Source organism: Paucibacter sp. DJ2R-2, assembly GCF_025717675.1.
In the GTDB taxonomy this organism is placed as follows: Bacteria; Pseudomonadota; Gammaproteobacteria; order Burkholderiales; family Burkholderiaceae_C; genus Paucibacter_A.
This window is the reverse complement of the sequence record NZ_JAJIRT010000002.1, coordinates 294,377-311,761: the sequence shown is the minus strand read 5'-3', so window position 1 is coordinate 311,761 and position 17,385 is coordinate 294,377. Positions and strand designations below refer to the sequence as shown.

Here is a 17,385-nt window from a genome sequence, read left to right as displayed (position 1 = left end):
CTTAGCGTTGAGCGCGCCTGTCCGCCAACTTGAAGATCGCCATGACCTGCACCAATGCCTGGGCCTGGTTGCGCAAACTGCTGGCCGCCGCTGCCATCTCTTCGACCAAGGCAGAGTTCTGCTGCGTCACTCGGTCCATCTTCTGCACCGCACCGCCGATCTGCGACACGCCGGAACTTTGCTCGCTGCTGGCGGCGCTGATCTCGCCCATGATGTGGGTGACTTTTTGAATCGAAGCCACCACCTCGGTCATCGTGACACCGGCCCGGTCGACCAGGCTGCTGCCGAGTTCGACCCGCTCGACGCTGGTGCTGATCAAGGCCTTGATCTCCTTGGCGGCCTCGGCCGAACGCCCCGCCAGGCTGCGCACCTCGGACGCTACCACGGCGAAGCCGCGCCCTTGCTCGCCGGCCCGGGCCGCCTCGACGGCGGCATTGAGGGCGAGGATATTGGTCTGAAAGGCGATTCCGTCAATCACGGTAATGATGTCGGCGATGCGCTTGGAGCTGTCGTTGATGCCCTTCATCGTCTCGACCACTTCGTTGACCACATCGCCGGCTTTGATGGCCACCTTGGATGCCGCCACGGCCATTTGATTGGCTTGGTGGGCGTTCGCTGCGTTTTGCTTGACGGTGGCGCCCAACTCTTCCATCGAAGCCGCCGTCTGCTGGATGGCACTGGCCTGCATCTCCGTGCGCGCGCTCAAATCGTGGTTGCCTTGGGCTATTTCGGCGCTGGCGGTGGAGACGCCCTCGGCGTTCTCCCTGACCTCGCCGACGACATGGGCCAATTTGTCTCGCATGGCCAGCAGGGCTTGCAGCATCTGCGCGGACTCGTCGCTGCCCTGTGTGGCAATGCTCACAGTCAGGTCGCCGTCGCTGATTGCTTGGGCCGAACCCACCGCCTGGCTCATGGGGCCCGTAATCGACTTGGTTGCAACCAGGGCGAACAGCAGTCCCAGGCCCAAGGACAAGACGGCACCCAGACCCAAAATCCATTGGCCGGCCTGCGCCACGGCATTGGTGTCGGCCTGACTCTTTCTCAGCATCTCGTCCATATGCTGATCCAGCCTATCGAGCGCGGCCAAATAGGAAGTGGCCAAGGGTTGCAAATTCGACTTGACCGCTTCAGCCACGTCTTCCCCTGCCAGTTTCTTTTTCATCAGTTCACTGCGCGGCCCGCGGTAGCTTTCTCGCGCCTTGCTGATGTCGGCGAGCAAGTCCTTTCCTTTGGCATCCGCAATCAAGGGCTCCAACTGCTTTTGAGTCTCACCGATCAGCTTGGAGGTGGTCTCCATGTCGGCCTGCAAGGACTTGACATAGGCGGCGTCGCTGGCCAACAAGGCGGCCGAGGTACGCACCCAGTTCAAATTGATATTGGCCGTCCAGCGAGCCGCCAGAGTGCTGCGGTCCATCTCGATGGTGGCCAAATCATTGGCTGCGGCCTTGAGCGTGCCGAGCCGCCAGACGCCAATGCCCGCAATCAAGGCCGTGATCAATAACACCGCGCCAAACGCCAAACCTAGGCGGGCTCCGATTTTGATGTTGCTGCCCGATCCCATGCTTTTCTCCGTTCTCATCAGCGCCGTGACGGTGCGGTTTTTGGTGCCTGGAAAAATCGCGCTAGCCATTGGCTGTCGTTGCCCAAAAAGCGGCAAAGGCGCGCCTCAGCATACCGCCGGTTTTTCTTTCGAGGAAGACAATTAGTGAGGAAGAAGGTCTCACACAGCTGGAGCCCAAGTCGCATGCGGCGGTCCGATGATGCAAGCGCAATGCCGACGAAGGGCTCGACCGAACCAGGAACTCAAAGCTGATGCGATGAAACAAGAGGTTTGAAGGACGGCACTGCATTGCGCTGAGGGCCAACGGAACAAACCCGCCAATTCATCAACTTATGTTGGTCCTCAAGATAAATCTCTGCTCAGGCAGCCGGAGTCGCTTTCAAGGTGCCAGCGTTTGGCAGTGTCAGTGACCCCAGTAGTTGGTCCAGCGGCTGCGGCCGGGCGAAGTAGAAGCCTTGCAGGAATACGCCTTGGAGCCCGCTGATGCTTTCGACTTGGCCCGCCGTCTCTACCCCTTCGATGACGACCCGACAGTCGAAGTCGCGGCCGAGTTCGCACAGGGTCGACAAGACCAGTTGGCTGCGCCGATCCGTCTCAATCCGCTGGACGAAGGAACGGTCGATTTTTATCTCATCGAAGTGCACCTCGCGCAGGTAGCTCAGTGAGGAGAAGCCGCTGCCGAAATCGTCCAGCGAGACCTGAACCCCCATGTCCCGCAACGCCCCGCAGGCCAGACGCAGACGCTGCAGATCACCAACGAAAACTTCCTCGGTGATCTCAACGATGAGATTGCTGGATTTCACGCCACTTTCAAGCAGTAGGCGCTGCAGCAGATCGGGAAAGCTAGGAGAAAGAAACAAGGCAGGCGATACGTTGGCAGCGACCTGAATGTCGACTCCATAGCGATCACACAAGGCCGGCAGGTCTTGCAGGATGAGCTGCAACATACGCTCACCGAACTGGGTCATCCACCCCTCGGCATGAAGCACGCCAATGAAAGTCGCGGGTCCGGGAACCTGCTCATCACCCAATGGACGCATACGCGCAAGTCCTTCGAAGCCGACGACCTGCTGATGCTCACGATCGACTTTGGCCTGATAAACGGCGTAGAAACCGTTTTGATCCAAGGCCAAGCGCACCCGATCCCTCAGCAGTTGTTCATCACTCAATTGCTGCGCCATCTCGTCCGCAAAGGCCACGCAAGCACCCGGACCTTGAACAACCGCGCGCCTCAAGGCCACCTGAGCGCTGCGTCGCAAGGCGTCCAGCTCGGCGCCGTGCACCGGAAAACTCACCAAGGCCGCATGGAACTGTATGCCCAGCCGGTCTAATGACAGTTCGGTCCGTGCATGAGCCATGAAGGATTGGCTGGCCTCGACCAGACGGTGTGGCTTCACCTCGGGCGACCACACCGCCAGCTGATCACCGGATAGGCGGCAAAGCAGCAACGATTTGGCGGAGAGGTTCTTGCGCAAAAGCTCGACACCTTCGCGCCAAAGCTGGTCCACCCGCCGCGGTCCATTCAGAGCACTCAGCTCACGCAGCCCCGTGAGTTCAATCACCATCAAATGGTGCACTTGGCCCGAGGCACGGTGCCGCTCGAGCTCCCGGCTCAGAAATTCACCGTTCCACAAACTCGTGACTGCGTCCTGATAAGCGAAGCGGAAGAGCTTGCGATTGCCGGACTCGAGGAGTTCAATTTGACTCAAAAGCCGGTGCTTCAACTCGAAAATCGCTCCGCCCATTGCAGTTCCAAGCACCACCAAGGTCAGGCAGACGATGACCCAAGCTTGCGGTCGAGCGGCAAAATTAGGGGCATCCGTGGTCACATGGATCCAGCCCAGGCTGACTGCGACCGCCATCGCCGCAAGTAACAGCACGCAGGCTATCGGTAAGGCCAAGGCACGCGGGCCGCTCCAATTGGTGAACGACAAGGCCATCACCGCAGCCACCAACAGGTAGCCGTCTGGAGCGTACGGGTTATAGACAATCGCCGGCGCAGCTACCAATATGCCACTTAGGGCTAGACACGCCAGGCGTCGCCCCGAAGGAATTCGATGCCGAACAAGCCACAGCAAGACCAGCAGCAGCGCGGCCAAGGCGTCGACCACCATCGAAACTGGATAGACCTGGGCGTGAAACAAAACCGCAGCAGAGATTGCGGCGGCGGCGCTTGCTATCAACACCATCCGATCGATCAATCGATCGCTCAGGCCCAAGCTCATCGCGGGCTCGAGCCGACGTAACGAGGGGCCACTGGCGGTGTCAGCCACTAAGGAATCCGGGGATGATTTCATCGCAAGTTCCAGGCGATCGCTCTCACCAGAGCCCATATGTCGGCGGCAGCCCACCTCACAATGCTGTGGCCATCGGTTGGTTTGCTGATCAGGCAGGGCATCGGGTCGGCAAAAGCCGTCAAGGATTGCCCCTTGGCTCCGCCGCCCAGCATCAGTAGTACCAGCAGCACGGCTCGAGACATCGGATCATTCGACCATAACCGCGCTAAGGGGCGCAAGCCTCTGGCCCGGACAACTGGCCTCGAGCAGAGTTGCGATCTCGCCCTGGGGCACTTGCACCCGGCCACCGCAATCGGGAGCGTGCCAGGAGCAGCCGCTCGGCCTTCAAACTTGCTGCTTTCAAAAGTACTCACACGGTGAAACCACTCGGAGCCCTTGAAGGCAGACAGTCGGCAGTGACTTTCGCTTGGCTTGGCCACATTGGGTTCGGCGGCCGCTCAGAATCGGAACGTCCGGCTGATTTGAGACGGAACAGGTGGCCATCCGGTCAATGAAGCGCCCAGCGCTCAGCGGCCGGTCTCGGCGACTGCGTTCCTTGGCTCACCCAGAACGAATGGCCACATACAGCGCTTGCCGAGATTCGACGGGCTTTCGCTTCGGGCATATTGCTGCCGTTCATTCTTCGCGCCCGAATGATCTGAACCGCCGAAAGTGGCCAGCCGGCGCCACTCTGGTCCACGCACAAGGCCCAAGTTTGGGCAGTGATCCATCATCGCAATGGAAGCACATGGGGTGCCAGTGTGCTGGCCGGCCTGGAATTGATTGACGACATCAAGCAGCGTGGACGCGCCGCCAACGACGTCGATGAGGTCGGCCACGCTCGCAGCCCCGAGGTCGCGAATCAGCTGGACGGACTGCAGCGGGTATTCCTGGAACCCGCTGACATCCGTCGTGACCTTGTTCGTGTGCACCCGGTTCCAGTGCTACTTGGACTGCAGGGTTCTGGCCAAGCGCCATGCCCATGAGTTCGCCGGGTGGCTTCGTTCGCGCTGAGTGAGACGTGTCCGGCCGTTCAGCGCCTGGCCGGCAGCAGCTCGGTCACGAGCAGGCTTGCGCCCACCTGCTGGACCTTGAAGCGAACTTGGTCACCGACCTTGAATCGATCAAGCAGTGCCGCCTCCTTGACCGCGAACACCATGGTCATGGGCGGCATGTCCATGCCGCTGATCTCGCCATGCTTGAGGGTCAGCTTCTTGCCGGCGCGGTCGATTTTGCGGACCTCGCCTTCGCCCTGGCCTTCCATCATGCCGGCCGCATGCGTGCTGTGTGCGCCATGTGCAGGCGCACTGGCGGCTTGGCTGCGCGCCGGCAGAGGCAGAAGTGTCGACAGCAGGGCCGCGGCCAGGAGGCCGGCCCGGCCGCAATGGGAACTAGATTTCATGGGGGCTTCCTTCAAGGGTAGTTTTGATAGACGCGGGTGCGGCCGTCCCGGCTCAGCAGCAGCACCTGGTAGGGATCGCGGCGGCCGCCATACTCCGGGCCGTCCATGCCGGGTGAACCGAGCGGCATGCCGGGCACCGCCAGGCCTATGGCCTCGGGGCGCTCCTTCAGCAAGCGCAGGATCTCGCGCACCGGCACATGGCCTTCGATGGCATAGCCGCCGATCAGGGCGGTATGGCAGGAGCCGTATTGCAGCGCAATGCCAAGCCGGGCGCGGGCATCGCTATTGCCCTGCTCATGGACCTCCACGCGCAGGCCCTGGGCCCGCAGCAGCTCGATCCAGTCCTTGCAGCAGCCGCAGGCCGGGCCTTTCCAGACCTGCATCAGGGGCGCGCTGCGCGCGGCCGGCGCCGCCCCTGCCAAGCCGGCTGGCCCGAGCAGCAGGCCGATGGCGCCGCCCAGCAGCAGTCGCCGGCGCGCCAGCCCGGCGTCGCTGCAGGTGTTCATCAGGGTGTCAGTGCTTGTGCTGCGAGCCATGTTCGGCCTCCTGTTTCGCTGCCCTTGTCGGTGTCAGGGCTGGGCCCCGGGGTTTCAATGGCCGCCATGACCACTGGGCTTGCGCGCCCGCAGCTCGACGGCCGGGGCCGGGGTCGCGGCCGAGCGCGGGGCTTGCGGCGGCTTGGCCCGGGGCAGGGCGCTGTCGGCCGCGAAGCGGGCCGGTTCGGGCAGGGCGCCGGTCCACTCGAAGGCGACTTCGCCGGGCGGGTGGCGGTACCAGCCCGGGTCGCTGTAGTCGCCGGCTTTCTGGTCTTTGCGCACCTTCAGCACCGAGAACATGCCGCCCATCTCGACGCCACCGAAGGGGCCGTCGCCGCTCATCATGGGCATGGTGTTGTCGGGCAGGGGCATGGTCATTTCGGCCATATCGGCCATGCCACGCTCGCCCATCACCATGTAGTCGGGCACCAGACGGGTGATCTGGCGGGCCAGCTGGCTGTGGTCGACGCCGATCATGGTCGGCAGGCCGTGGCCCATGGCGTTCATGGTGTGGTGGCTCTTGTGGCAATGGAAGGCCCAGTCGCCTTCCTCGTCGGCGATGAACTCGATCTGGCGCATCTGGCCCACCGCCACGTCGGTGGTCACCTCGGGCCAGCGTGCCGTCTTTGGCACCGGGCCGCCATCGGTGCCTGTGACCGTGAACTCATGGCCATGCAGGTGGATGGGGTGGTTGGTCATGGTCAGGTTGCCGACGCGGATGCGCACCCGGTCGCCCTTGCGCACATTGAGCGTGTCGATGCCGGGGAAGACCCGGCTGTTCCAGCACCAGAGGTTGAAGTCCAGCATGGTCATGATCTTGGGCGTGGCCGCGCCGGGCTCGATGTCGAAGGCATTGAGCAGGAAACAGAAGTCGCGGTCGACCGGCTCGATCAAGCCTTGCTGCTTCTTGGCCGCAGGCGCCGGGTGGGTGACCCAGAGGCCCATCATGCCCATGGCCATCTGCGTCATTTCGTCGGCATGGGGGTGGTACATGAAGCTGCCGGGCCGGCGCGCGACGAACTCATAGACAAAGGTCTTGCCTGGCTGAATCGACTTCTGCGTCAGGCCGGACACGCCGTCCATGCCATTGGGCAGGCGCTGGCCATGCCAGTGGATGCTGGTGTGCTCGGGTAGTTTGTTGGTGACGAAGATGCGCACCCGGTCGCCCTCGACGACCTCGATCGTCGGCCCCGGTGACTGGCCGTTGTAGCCCCAGAGGTGGGCCTTCATGCCGGGCGCCAGCTCGCGCAGCACCGGCTCGGCCACGAGGTGGAACTCCTTGACCCCCTGGTTCATGCGCCAGGGCAGGGTCCAGCCGTTCAGGGTCAGCACCGGCCGGTAGGGGCGGCCGGTGCTCGGTTGCAAGGGCGGCGCGCTGTCGGCCGCGCCTTGCAGCACGGGCTCGGGCAGGCCGGCCATGGCCACGCGGCTGACGGCGCTGGCCGAGACGGCGGCGGTCAAGGCGCCGGCGCCCTGGAAGAAATTGCGTCGGGAAAGCATGATCGATAACTCCTGAAATCAGTGGGCTGCTGCGGCGGCGCCAGTGGGCGCTGCGCCGCTGCTGGCGGCGGCCGCGCTGTCAAGTGCGGGCTTGCCCAGGCGTGCCATCTCGAGGTCGGCCTGGGCCAGCCAGAAATCACGCAAGGCATCGATGGAGGCGCGCACGACGCCGATCTGGGCGCGTGTGTCCGCCAGCAGCTCGAACACGCTGATGAACATGCCGTTGTAGCGCAGCAGGTTTTGCTCGGAAATGCGCTTGGCGGCTGGCAACAGCTCGTCGCGGTGGTGGCGGGCGATGTCGTAGGCCGAGCGGTAACCCAGATAGGCTTCGCGCAGCTCCGAACGGGCGGCGATGGCAGTCTGGGCGGCGCGGTGCACGCTCTGCATATAGACGGCCTCGGCCCGCGCCACCCGCGCATCGCCCCAGTCGAACAGGGGCAGCTCGAAGCGGATGTCGTAGCCGGTTTGCACGGGCGCTTCGTTGGAACTGTTGCGCTGCGCGCCCAGCTCCAGCACGTTGATGAAACCGCGGACCCGGCTCAGCCCCAGGCTGCGCGCGCTGGCCTCGACCTGGCTGCGGGCCGCCTGCACATCGAGCCGGCTGGCCAGACCCGCCTGTTCGATCTCGGGCTGCTCCAGGGCGGCGGCCGGCAGCTCGGGCAGGCGCGCGGGCAAGGTGAGTCGCGCGGTCTGCGCACCCCAGAGGCCGAGCAGGCGAATCAGGCGCTCGCGAGTCGCCAGCCCCGCCGCTTCGGCGCGGGCGGTTTGCAAGGCGGCCTCGGCATAGAAGCCATGTTCGCGCGCTTGCTGCAATGCATTCCAGTTTCCGGCCTGGGCCATGCGCCGGCCGAGCTCGGCGCCGGCCTCGGCGGCCGCCTGGACTTCGCGCGCATAGGCCGCGTTTTGCTGGGCCGCCACGGCGAGGAGGTAGGCCCGGCGGGTGTCAGCGGCCAGGCTCAGCACGTCCAGCGTCAGCTGCTGCTGACGGGCCGTCAGGCGCCGGTTCTCCAGTTCGCGCGCCCAGGGCAGACCGATCAAATGGCCCAGGTCAAAGGAGGCGCCGCGCTCGATCTCGCGTTCGTCGCCTCGCCGCGTCCGGCCCAGGCTGAAGCCGGGGTTGGGCAAGCGGCTGGCTTGCACGCGTTCGGCTTCTGCAATGCCCAGCTCCGCCAGGCTGGCTTGCAAGCCGCGGTTGTTGAGCAGGGCGATCTGCACGGCGGCGTCGGCGCTCAAGGGTGCGGCCAGCAGCTCGCCGACGCGTTCGGCCACGGCGCGCAAGTCCTCGTCGCTGTGGCTGGGCTGGACGCTGGCGCCGAGATGCTTGCGCGCGGCTTCCTGGACTGGCGCCAGGGCGGCCTCAGGTTGGAGGCTGGCACAGCCTGCCAGTGCCATGGTGGCGGCCAGGGTCAGCAGGCTGCCGATGCGGCGCCGGCCGGGATGATGTTTTTTTTGGCAGGGATTCATGGGCGCGGCTCAGTGGTGGTGGCTGTGGCCGCCGGCCTTGGGGGCGGGTTCGGGTTTGGCTTGGCTCGCGGGTGCGCTCGCCGCTGCGTTGGCGGGGCTGGCGTTCGCTTCGCGTGCATAGGCCCGCCAGCCGCCGATGCGCTGGACGCGCTCGTTGCTGGCCTTCCAATCGCCCAACTCGGTGCCCGGATCGGCGCGGTAGCTTTGCAGGGCGGAGCGGTAGCGCAGCGCTGGCAGGGGCACGCTGGGGTCCAGCGGGTCGGCGCTCAGGCTTGTGTTTGGGCTTGGGCTGGTCGATCGTGGCGTTTGGGCCGAGGCCGAGGCCGCGGGCGCCAGAGCCAAGGTCAGTGGCGCGCACAGCAAGGCGCACAGCAAGTGGCGTGGGAGCGCCTTGCCCGGTGCAGGAAATTTCATGGTGTTCTCGCGTGAGTCAGCAAGGACCGGAGGGAGGCTCCGGGCGTCGACGCAAGCGTCGGGCGCCCCGGAGCCGGGCTGGGTCAGTGGGCTGAGAGTCCGGCACATGCGGTGCCGGCCCGGCCGATCAGCGGGGCGCGCTTCGCGGTGGACGTTCGAGCCCGCCCGGCAGCACGCGGGCGTGGCTGGCGATCAAGTCGCTGGCCTGGGGCAGTTCGCCGGCGACCGGCTCCAGCAGGGGCAGCACGCTCGGCGGCGCGACCGCGTGGCAGCAGGCGGCGCAGGCGCTGCAGCTGCCTGCGTGGTCTGGTGCAGCTTCCTCAAAAGCAGCCGGAGCTGTGGGCTCGGCGGATTGCTCTAAGGCCTGCTCATGGCAGGCCGGGCTGGGCTGGGGCAGCGCCATGCAGAAGCGCATGGACACAGCGGCCATGCCTTGAATCGGCATGGCCACGGCCAGCAGCCATGCCAAGGTGATGCGCCAGAAGATGCCCATGGCGGCAGTGTATGTCAGGCGATCAGGGCATCGGTGCCAGCCAGGGACGCAGTTGCTCGGCATAGCTGGTCGGCAAGAGGTGGCCGCCGGGGAAACGCAGATGCCGGTTCGCGGCGCCTGGCAGGGCCTCGAACAAGGCTTGGTTTTGCTGGGCCGAGGCGTACTCGTCATCGTCGGCGCTGAGCAGCCAGAGCTTGTCCTTGCCCGCGAGGCCGGCAAAGAAGCGCTGCGGCGACACGGCGGCCACTTTGTCGTCCACATGCGGCGGCACGATGGCGGCCACTGCTGTGATGCGCGGCTCCAGGCTGCCCAGGATCAGCGCCATCTGCCCGCCCATGCTGTAGCCGGTGGTCTGCACGCGGCGGGCGTCGATCTGCGGCTGCGGCAGCAGCCAGTCCAGCAGCAGGCGGTAGTCCTTGATGCTGTCGATGATCATCTGCTCATAGGGCTCGCGCTGGCCCCACAGGTCCATATCGCGCATCAGATCGATCACGCTGTATTCGAGGTTCTTGCGCTCGCCGTGGCGGCGTGCATCCAGGGCCAGCACGGCATAGCCTTGCTTCAGGGCTTGCTCGGTGACGAGGTGGGTGTGCTCCAAGGTTTCGCGGCCCTTGTACGTGGCCTGCCACCAACGCATATGGCTGCGGCCCAGCCCATGCATGGCGATCAGCAGCGGGAACGGCGTCTTGGCCTGAGCCGGGTCGCTGGGGTACTGGAGGCGGCCGTTGACGGCGGCGCCGTCGAAGCTGTTGAAGCGGACCTCGTAGCCGTGCCGGCCCAGGTCTTTCAGCGTTGGCGTGAAGGCGGCCGGAGCGCTGTAGCGGTAGCGCGCCTGCATCTGATCGGGCGAGATTTGATAGGGCTTGAGTGCAAAGATGCCCCACCACAGCGCGGCCGTGGCGGCGATGAGGCCGAGGATGGAAACCATGATCTTGGCGCGAGTTTTCTTCTTCCAGATGGGTGTCTTCATGAGCGGTGACCTGCCAGGGCCTCTCGGGGCCGGGACGGCAAGGCTAAGTGGCCGCGTGTGAAGCATCTGTGAGCTCGGCGGGGGGACGATGCAAGCGGCCCCCCGCTCAGCGACTTGGCTCAGGGTGGGTTCAGTGCCCGCGCCGCCGCCACAGCGCCAGCAGGGTGCCCAGCCCCGCCAGGGCCAGGCCCAGCAAGCTGCCGGTGATCAGGGCCACCAGCAGCATGGAGTCCCCGCCGCCCGGAGCGCGTGGCAGCAGCTCCAGGATCAGCACGCTGGTCGGCCACATGCCGGCAGCCAACAACCAAGCCGCCAGCGGGTGCAGGCCGCGGCGCAGCAGCCAGCTGGGGGCCAGCAGGCAGGCCAGGGTCAGGGCGGCAAACAGGAGAAAGACCATGGTTGTCGGGGCTCAGACGATAGTGCCGGTGCCGGCCCCATCCGCGGGTGGCGGCGCGTCCATCAGGCAGACCGTGGTCCAGCCCGAAGCGTGCTGCAGCTCCAGCCGCAGGCCATGGCGCTCGGCCAGGCGGCGCACGATGGACAAGCCCAGGCCCAGGCCGGCGCTGCCTTCGCCCTTGAGGCCGGGCTGGCGGCCGGCCGCGTCGGTGCCCAGCAGGGCCTCGGGCGGGGCGGCACTGGCATTGGCGATGCTCAGGTGCTGCGCATCGGCGCTGATGCGGATCTGCGGCGTTTGCCGGTGGGCCAGGGCGTTGCCGAGCAGATTGGCCAGCAGCAGCTGGGTCAGGGCCGGCGGCCAGGAGCGGGTGAGGGCGGGCGGCACCTCGAGCTCCAGCTCGATGCCTTGCTGATCCAGCAAGGGGGCGTGGGCCAGCACCAGCTGTTCGATCTGGGGCAGCAGGGCCAGCGGCTGGGCCTGACCCGCGACCGTGCTCGGGTTCGGGCTGGCTTCGCGGGACAGGGCCAGCAGCAGCTCCACCGTCTGCTGCAGCTGCCAGAGGGCTGCTCTCATGGAGTTGAGCGTGGCGGTCTGCGCAGGCGGCAAGCTCTGGCCGGCCAGGCGCTCGCAGGCCAGGCTCAGCACCGCCAGCGGCGTGCGCAGCTCGTGGCTGGCATCGCGGCTGAAGGCCTGTTCGCGTGCGATGAACTCCCGCGTGCGCTGGTTTTGCTGGGCGAGGTGGGCTGCCAGTAGGCCCACTTCGTCGTCGCCATAACGCGCCGCCAGATCGGTGGGAAATTGTTCCGGTCGACTCTGCGCGACCGCTTGCGCCAGCCGGGCCAGAGGCGCGCTGGTGCGGCGCGCCAGCCACCAGCCCAGGCCCAGGGCCAGCAGGGCCAGGCCGCCGCCCCAGGCGCCCAGCCAGACCAGCAGCTGCCGGCGCATGGGCCGCACGATCAGCTGGCCGCTGACCTCGGCCACCAGCAGGCCGTGGTCTTCGGGCAGGGGCCAGAGGTGGTAGTGGCGGCCTTGCTCGCCGCTCAGTTCGCGGGACCGGGGCTCGCGCAGGCGCGCCTGCGCCAGGTCCTCGGGCAGGGCCTGGCCAGGCCGGTACAGGCGGATGAAGTCCTGCGCCGGCTCGCGCCAGCCCCTGCCGGCCCGCAGGCTGATGTCTTGGGCTTGGGCTTCCTGGCGCAGGGCGCTGTCGAAGAACTGGTCTTCGACGGTGTAGACAAAAGCCATGGCAAAGAGGCCGAACAGCGCGCTGACCAGCACGGTGTAGCCGGTGAAGGCCAGCATCAGGCGCTGCCGCAGGCGCGCACGGTAGCCGGTGGTGTTGATGCTCAGGTTCATGCGGGAAGGTCCAGGCGCAGACCCACGCTGTGCACGGTCTTGATCAAGGTTTGCGCCGGCCCCAGGGCTTGGCGCAAGGTGTAGAGATGGCTGCGCAAGGCGTCGGACTCGGGCGGCTCGTCGGCCCAGAGCGCCTGCTGCAGTTCGCTGCGGCTGAGCGTGCGCGGGTACGCCTCGGCCAGGGCCAGCAGCAGGCGGTAGGCCTGGCGCGGCAAGGGCGGCAAGACCTGACCCTCGATGCGCACTTCGGCGCTGCGCCGGTCGATCTGCAGCGGGCCGCGTTCCAGCAGGGGGCTGCGGCCGAGCTCGCCACGCCGGGACAGGGCCTGGCAGCGCCAGAGCAGTTCCTCGCCGGCAAAGGGCTTGAGCAGGTAGTCGTCGGCGCCGGCGGCGAAGCCCTGTCCTTTGTCGGCCAGGCTGTCGCGCGCGGTCAGCATCAGCACCGGGATGTGGCGTTCGGCCTGCTGGCGCAGGCGCTGGCAGATTTGCAGCCCGTCCAGGCCTGGCAGGCCCAGGTCCAGCAGCAGCACGTCGGGCGGCTGCTCCAGGGCCAGCTGCAGGCCCAGGCGGCCGTCGCTGGCTTCCTCGACCCGCCAGCCGGCCGCTTGCAGCAGCTCGACGATCTGGGCACGCAGCGGCGCGTGGTCTTCGACCACGAGGATGCGCAGAGGCAGGCTGGGTGTCGTCGTCATGGGGCCTTGCTGCTCGATCAGGGTTGGTGGTGATTGACGGTGGCCAGCGATTGTTTCGCTTCCTGGATGCTCAGGCTCAGACGCTCGTGCTTGAAGTGCGGCTCGGCCAGGCGCATCAGCGAAAGCGCTTGGCGGCGGCTCGCATCATCGCCGGCATTCTTGAACTGGTAGACGCCCAGCATGGCGATCAGCTCCATTTTGTAGGCCTTGGCATCGGCGGCCAGCTGCGCTTGCACGGCGGCCTGTTCGCCCTCCAGCCAGCGCTGTGCCAGGCTCATGGTGGCTTCATCGCGAAAGGGCTGGCGAGCCTTGGGCTCCTGGCCCAGCGCGCGCAGCACGGCCTCGGTCATGGCGGTGGTGGAGAAGGGGTTCTGGCCGGTGATCAGGCGGCCGTCCACCACCACTTTGGGCATCATCAGCGAGGCTTCGTCCCAGCGCGCGCCCTGGGCCTTGAGCTTGTCTTCCAGCAGCCAGGGGAACTGAGCCGCCCACTTCTTGCCGAAGGCCGCTTCTTCCTCATTGCTGAAACCGGTGAGGCGGCGGCCGGCGACCAGGGGCTGGCCATCGGCGCGCCGCACCTCGGCCAGGGCGGCCGGGCCGTGGCAGACGGCGGCGATCACGCCGCCCTGGGCGTCCATCTCGCGCAGCAGCGTGTGCAGGCCGGGGTCTTTGGGCAGGTCGAACATGGCGCCCTTGCCGCCCATGACCAGCACGGCGCGGTAGTCGCTGGCCTTCAGCTCGGCCGTGCTGCGGGTTTGCTTCAGGGCGGCCAGGGCTTGCGGGTCGGCGGCCAGGCGGCTGTTGTAATCGTCCGCCGGGTCGTAGCGGTCGGCCTCGACGGCGCCGCCCTTGGGGCTGGCGACCTCGATGTTCAGGCCGTTGGCACGCAGCAGCAGCCAGGCCTGGGCGAACTCGTCCATCTCAAAGCCGGGCCGGGTCTTGCCCTGCTCGCGACCTTCGCCGCTGACGACGATCAGGACTTTGGCCGGCGTACTGGCTGTGGGTGTGACGGCCCAGCTGGGCGACATGCCGAGGGTCAGGCAGGTGGAGGCCAGCAGGGCGCTGACGAGGCGGTGACGGAGCAGATGTTTCATGTGGGAGTTCCAGACGGTGGGTGTGAGCCACAGTCTAGAAATCCCCTTGTGAAGCCGATGTCAAGCCGGTGTCAAGCCGATGTCATGGCGCCCAGCCGGGCCGCCGGGCTCAGACCCCGGCTTGGGCGCGCCGGCGGCGAGCGATGAAACCGATGGCGCCCAGCCCGGCCAGCATCAGCGCATAGCTCTCTGGTTCCGGCACTGCCGTCACCGTGATCGTGCCGTTGGTGTAGAGCTGGCTGTAATCCAGCTGTGTGCCTGCGGCCAGGCTCAAGCCCGAGGCGTCGATGGCCTTGAAGGTGCCGCTGCTGCTGCCCCAGTCGAGCAGGTCAAAGCTTTGGCCGGCCTGCGCCACAAAGCCGTTCCAGGATTTCAAGGTCAAGGTGCCGCCCATCCTCAGGTTGCCGCCGATCACCAGCTTGTCGAAGCTGCTGTCCAAGAGGGGCGAACCCAGGGCGCAGCTTTGCGCCGTGCAGGCCGCGGTGCCGCCGATCTCCGCTTCGTAGAAGTTGCTGGAAGCGAAGACCACCGAGCCTTGGATGTAGCCGTAGCCCGGCGAGTTGCCGATGTTCAGGCCTCCCTCGAAGAACATCTTGCCGTCGCCGTTGACATTGGATCCGGTGCGTTGCTTCACCAGGCCCGCGAAGGTGGCGACCGAACCTTCTGAAACACGCAGCTCCGCGTCACTCATCACCTCGACGCTGCCGTAGAAGCTGGTGTTGCTCTGACCGGAGAGGATGATCTCGCTGCCGGCCTGGGCCACGATGTCGGCGCGCACGTCCGAGGTGCCGCCGCTCAGCAGGATCTGGCCCTTGTTGCTCAGCGTGCCCGAGCGCAGGGTGCCGAAGCCGTTGATGCTGGCGCCGACTTCGTTGACCAGCGCTCGGCCGTTGTTGTCCACGGTGCCGCCACTCAGCTGGATTTGACCTGCGTTGCTGGCCAGGCCCTGGCTGATCAGCAGCTTGCCGCCGTCGCTTGCGGCCAGGATGCCGCGGTTGGAACCGACCATCTGACCGGCCATCGTCAGCGTGCCGCCTTGAGCTTCCATGCGGCCGTTCGCGTCGGCTTGCGTGATGTTGTTGTTGATCTTGCCGAAACCTTGGATCAGGCCGCGGTTGTCGACCTGGCCGCCCGCCAGGTTGGCCGCATTGCTGCTCAGCAAGACCTGACCCCGGTTGACGAAGTTGGCATCGATCTGGGTTCGGCCGGCGTCGACGATCAGGCTGCCGTTGTTGCTGAAGCCCGAACTGATGCGACCGCTGCCGCTGATGCTGCCTTGGGCCGCATTCACGACGGCGGCCGTGCCCGAAATGAAGCCGCCGTTCAAGTTCAGGCTGCCGCGGTTGTTCAGGTCTGCGCCTTGCAGACTGAGCGTACGGCCGGCCTGCATGTCCCAGGTGCCCGAGTTCTCATTGAGGCCGGTGCTGCTCAAGACCAGCGTGCCTTCGCCCTGCCGCAGCAGGCCGGCGTTGTTGAAACCGCCGCTGCCGGTGATCACGCCGTAGCCATTCACGATGCCCGAGCTCACGGCTGCACCGGCGGTTCGGAACGTGCCGCCGCTCAACTGCAGGACGCCGCTGCTGTTCATCCCGCCCGCACCGACGCTGAGCTCGCTGAAGCTGCCCACCTCAGCTTGCCCTTGCAGGACCAGGCTGCCGGCGTTGGCGTTGCCGCCGCTCAGGTTCAGGGCGCTGGCGCCGCCGATCGTCAGCGCATTGGCCACGCTCAAGGTCTTGCCGCTGGACAGGGTGCTGAAGGAGGGCAGCAGGGCCGAACCCAGGCTGGCCTTGTCGGTGTAAGCCAGAACGCCCTTGATCCAGTTGAAGGAGCCACCGCTGGCCATGGAGGCGTTGGCGATCTGCAAGCTGCCGCCATCGAGCGTGAGCACGCCCCGCGCGCCAATCGCCAAGTCTTGCGCCGTCACTTTGCCTGCATCCAGAATGCTCAGTGAAGCTTGGCCGCTTTGGCCGACGATGAGGCTCAAGGTATTGACCCATTGCGATCCTTGGCCGGTCACCACCGCGTTGCCGGTACTGCCGAGCCTGTCTGCAATCACCGAATTGACGTTGCTGGCCAAACCACCGTTCTCAATGGTCAAGCTGCCAGAGCCCTGCTCGCCAACCAGGAAGAGCGAACCTGCGCTGCTGAATTGCGAGCCGAGACCGCTGACCAGGAGAGTGCCCTTGCTGTCCGGCGCAGTGCCAAGCTTGGCGCTGTTGCTGATGTTGACCTGGGCGCTGTTCTGAACCGTCAAAACGCCGGTGCCGCTGTGGCCGATGTTGATGTCTCTCGTGCTCAGTTTGGACGAGTTTCCGTCCACCAAGAGCGTCCCTTGGCTCAGCTTGCCCCGCGCGATGTCCAAGATGTCCAGCGTCGCGCTGCTGCCGGCCTTGATGTTCAAGTTCAGTGACTCATTGGCCAGATTGCCCAAGGCAATCGTTCCGCCTTTCTGAATGGCCACGTTGTTGCTCAAGGTCAGCTTGGTGCTGCTGCCGGACAGCCAGGCATTGCTGAGCAGCATGCCGTTGCTGCCGCCATTCCAGATCTGTTCGGCGCTGCCGCCGATCGCTTCCACGGCCACGTTGAAGGTCTGCCTCTGGCCCAGGTTGCTGACGTTGCCGCTCAGCTTCAAGGTGGTCGGTGTCGAGGCCTTGGGCGTCAGGATGAAGTCGGTGGCATCGGCGGTGAAGGAGATGTCTTTCAGCAGCAGGACCTGAGCCGTTGCGCCGGAAATGTCAACGATTTGCAGCGGTGCCTTGTTGCCGTTGTAGACCAGGGAGTCGCCGTCCTTGGGTACGCCGACCGAGGCGCCACTCCAGTTGCCGGCCGTGCTCCACAAAGCGGTGGGGCCGCCGGGGGTGGTGGTCGCGCCGGTCCAGGTCCAGACGGCGGCCTCTGCCGTGTCGACGATGCCCAGGCTCAGCGCCGTGGCGATGGCCAGGCAGAGCGTGGACGGACGAGGCGCGCCTGACATCGGGCTGGTGACTCGGCGAACTGTGGGGCGCTTGGCCGCGGCGGTGCTGGTGTTCATGGATGTTCCCTGTAGGCTCTGTATCGTTGGAGGAATGAGGTCGCTGTCATGCACCGAGGGATCGCCCAAGTCAGGGCTTGTGTATGGCCATCCAGGCATCGGTACAACGCATCGCAGTTTCCGAAGATTCGCCTTCTGCGTGTGCGACATAACGCGACGATTCACGACACCGCTGTCATATGGGCTGCAGCAATGTCATACA

The 17,385-nt window shown here is 66.0% G+C and carries 15 protein-coding genes; all 15 read right to left on the bottom strand.

Going from position 1 to position 17,385, the window contains the following annotated elements; translation table 11 throughout:
• Position 1: 1 nt before the first annotated feature.
• The 15 genes from LNV28_RS08495 to LNV28_RS08425 all read right to left on the bottom strand — a co-directional run bounded on the left by LNV28_RS08495 (position 2) and on the right by LNV28_RS08425 (position 17,183).
• Positions 2 to 1,561: a methyl-accepting chemotaxis protein gene (locus LNV28_RS08495; protein WP_263518521.1), complete on the bottom strand. Its 1,560-nt coding sequence runs from the start codon at positions 1,559 to 1,561 to the stop codon at positions 2 to 4.
• 359 nt (positions 1,562 to 1,920) lie between these two features.
• Complete coding sequence (locus tag LNV28_RS08490; protein WP_263518520.1) at positions 1,921 to 3,858, bottom strand: GGDEF domain-containing phosphodiesterase; 1,938 nt, start codon at positions 3,856 to 3,858, stop codon at positions 1,921 to 1,923.
• A gap of 506 nt (positions 3,859 to 4,364) precedes the next feature.
• On the bottom strand, positions 4,365 to 4,769 hold the full coding sequence (locus LNV28_RS08485) for a hypothetical protein (RefSeq protein ID WP_263518517.1): 405 nt from the start codon (positions 4,767 to 4,769) through the stop codon (positions 4,365 to 4,367).
• A gap of 101 nt (positions 4,770 to 4,870) precedes the next feature.
• On the bottom strand, positions 4,871 to 5,239 hold the full coding sequence (locus LNV28_RS08480; protein WP_263518515.1) for a copper-binding protein: 369 nt from the start codon (positions 5,237 to 5,239) through the stop codon (positions 4,871 to 4,873).
• A gap of 11 nt (positions 5,240 to 5,250) precedes the next feature.
• A complete protein-coding gene (locus tag LNV28_RS08475; protein ID WP_263518513.1) occupies positions 5,251 to 5,775 on the bottom strand; it encodes a DUF411 domain-containing protein in 525 nt (174 codons plus the stop codon).
• A gap of 54 nt (positions 5,776 to 5,829) precedes the next feature.
• Positions 5,830 to 7,275 carry a copper oxidase gene (locus tag LNV28_RS08470; RefSeq protein ID WP_263518511.1) on the bottom strand — a complete coding sequence of 482 codons (1,446 nt, stop codon included), beginning with the start codon at positions 7,273 to 7,275 and terminating at the stop codon, positions 5,830 to 5,832.
• Between the two features lie 18 nt (positions 7,276 to 7,293).
• Entirely contained in the window at positions 7,294 to 8,739 is a 1,446-nt protein-coding gene (locus LNV28_RS08465) for a TolC family protein (protein ID WP_263518509.1), read from the bottom strand.
• 9 nt (positions 8,740 to 8,748) lie between these two features.
• Positions 8,749 to 9,153 (bottom strand): hypothetical protein, encoded by a 405-nt coding sequence (locus LNV28_RS08460; RefSeq protein WP_263518507.1) that lies wholly within the window; start codon positions 9,151 to 9,153, stop codon positions 8,749 to 8,751.
• A gap of 127 nt (positions 9,154 to 9,280) precedes the next feature.
• Positions 9,281 to 9,646, bottom strand: coding sequence for a hypothetical protein (locus LNV28_RS08455; protein WP_263518505.1), 366 nt, complete (start codon positions 9,644 to 9,646; stop codon positions 9,281 to 9,283).
• Between the two features lie 22 nt (positions 9,647 to 9,668).
• Positions 9,669 to 10,616 (bottom strand): dienelactone hydrolase family protein, encoded by a 948-nt coding sequence (locus LNV28_RS08450; RefSeq protein ID WP_263518503.1) that lies wholly within the window; start codon positions 10,614 to 10,616, stop codon positions 9,669 to 9,671.
• 130 nt (positions 10,617 to 10,746) lie between these two features.
• Positions 10,747 to 11,013 (bottom strand): hypothetical protein, encoded by a 267-nt coding sequence (locus LNV28_RS08445; protein ID WP_263518502.1) that lies wholly within the window; start codon positions 11,011 to 11,013, stop codon positions 10,747 to 10,749.
• A gap of 12 nt (positions 11,014 to 11,025) precedes the next feature.
• Complete coding sequence (locus LNV28_RS08440; RefSeq protein WP_263518500.1) at positions 11,026 to 12,366, bottom strand: histidine kinase dimerization/phospho-acceptor domain-containing protein; 1,341 nt, start codon at positions 12,364 to 12,366, stop codon at positions 11,026 to 11,028.
• On the bottom strand, positions 12,363 to 13,058 hold the full coding sequence (locus LNV28_RS08435) for a response regulator transcription factor (protein WP_263518498.1): 696 nt from the start codon (positions 13,056 to 13,058) through the stop codon (positions 12,363 to 12,365). Before LNV28_RS08435 ends, LNV28_RS08440 begins: the two co-directional genes overlap by 4 nt.
• Before the next feature lie 17 nt (positions 13,059 to 13,075).
• Positions 13,076 to 14,152: a type 1 glutamine amidotransferase domain-containing protein gene (locus LNV28_RS08430; RefSeq protein ID WP_263518496.1), complete on the bottom strand. Its 1,077-nt coding sequence runs from the start codon at positions 14,150 to 14,152 to the stop codon at positions 13,076 to 13,078.
• 109 nt (positions 14,153 to 14,261) lie between these two features.
• On the bottom strand, positions 14,262 to 17,183 hold the full coding sequence (locus tag LNV28_RS08425; RefSeq protein ID WP_263518494.1) for a beta strand repeat-containing protein: 2,922 nt from the start codon (positions 17,181 to 17,183) through the stop codon (positions 14,262 to 14,264).
• Between the last annotated feature and the right edge of the window lie 202 nt (positions 17,184 to 17,385).

Bases quoted from the DNA above. Each gene is read 5' to 3' on its own strand.
- LNV28_RS08495 (WP_263518521.1), bottom strand. From the start codon at position 1,561: ATGGGATCGGGCAGCAACATCAAAATCGGAGCCCGCCTAGGTTTGGCG.
- LNV28_RS08490 (WP_263518520.1), bottom strand. From the start codon at position 3,858: ATGAAATCATCCCCGGATTCCTTAGTGGCTGACACCGCCAGTGGCCCC.
- LNV28_RS08480 (WP_263518515.1), bottom strand. From the start codon at position 5,239: ATGAAATCTAGTTCCCATTGCGGCCGGGCCGGCCTCCTGGCCGCGGCC.
- LNV28_RS08475 (WP_263518513.1), bottom strand. From the start codon at position 5,775: ATGGCTCGCAGCACAAGCACTGACACCCTGATGAACACCTGCAGCGAC.
- LNV28_RS08470 (WP_263518511.1), bottom strand. From the start codon at position 7,275: ATGCTTTCCCGACGCAATTTCTTCCAGGGCGCCGGCGCCTTGACCGCC.
- LNV28_RS08465 (WP_263518509.1), bottom strand. From the start codon at position 8,739: ATGAATCCCTGCCAAAAAAAACATCATCCCGGCCGGCGCCGCATCGGC.
- LNV28_RS08460 (WP_263518507.1), bottom strand. From the start codon at position 9,153: ATGAAATTTCCTGCACCGGGCAAGGCGCTCCCACGCCACTTGCTGTGC.
- LNV28_RS08455 (WP_263518505.1), bottom strand. From the start codon at position 9,646: ATGGGCATCTTCTGGCGCATCACCTTGGCATGGCTGCTGGCCGTGGCC.
- LNV28_RS08450 (WP_263518503.1), bottom strand. From the start codon at position 10,616: ATGAAGACACCCATCTGGAAGAAGAAAACTCGCGCCAAGATCATGGTT.
- LNV28_RS08445 (WP_263518502.1), bottom strand. From the start codon at position 11,013: ATGGTCTTTCTCCTGTTTGCCGCCCTGACCCTGGCCTGCCTGCTGGCC.
- LNV28_RS08440 (WP_263518500.1), bottom strand. From the start codon at position 12,366: ATGAACCTGAGCATCAACACCACCGGCTACCGTGCGCGCCTGCGGCAG.
- LNV28_RS08435 (WP_263518498.1), bottom strand. From the start codon at position 13,058: ATGACGACGACACCCAGCCTGCCTCTGCGCATCCTCGTGGTCGAAGAC.
- LNV28_RS08430 (WP_263518496.1), bottom strand. From the start codon at position 14,152: ATGAAACATCTGCTCCGTCACCGCCTCGTCAGCGCCCTGCTGGCCTCC.
- LNV28_RS08425 (WP_263518494.1), bottom strand. From the start codon at position 17,183: ATGAACACCAGCACCGCCGCGGCCAAGCGCCCCACAGTTCGCCGAGTC.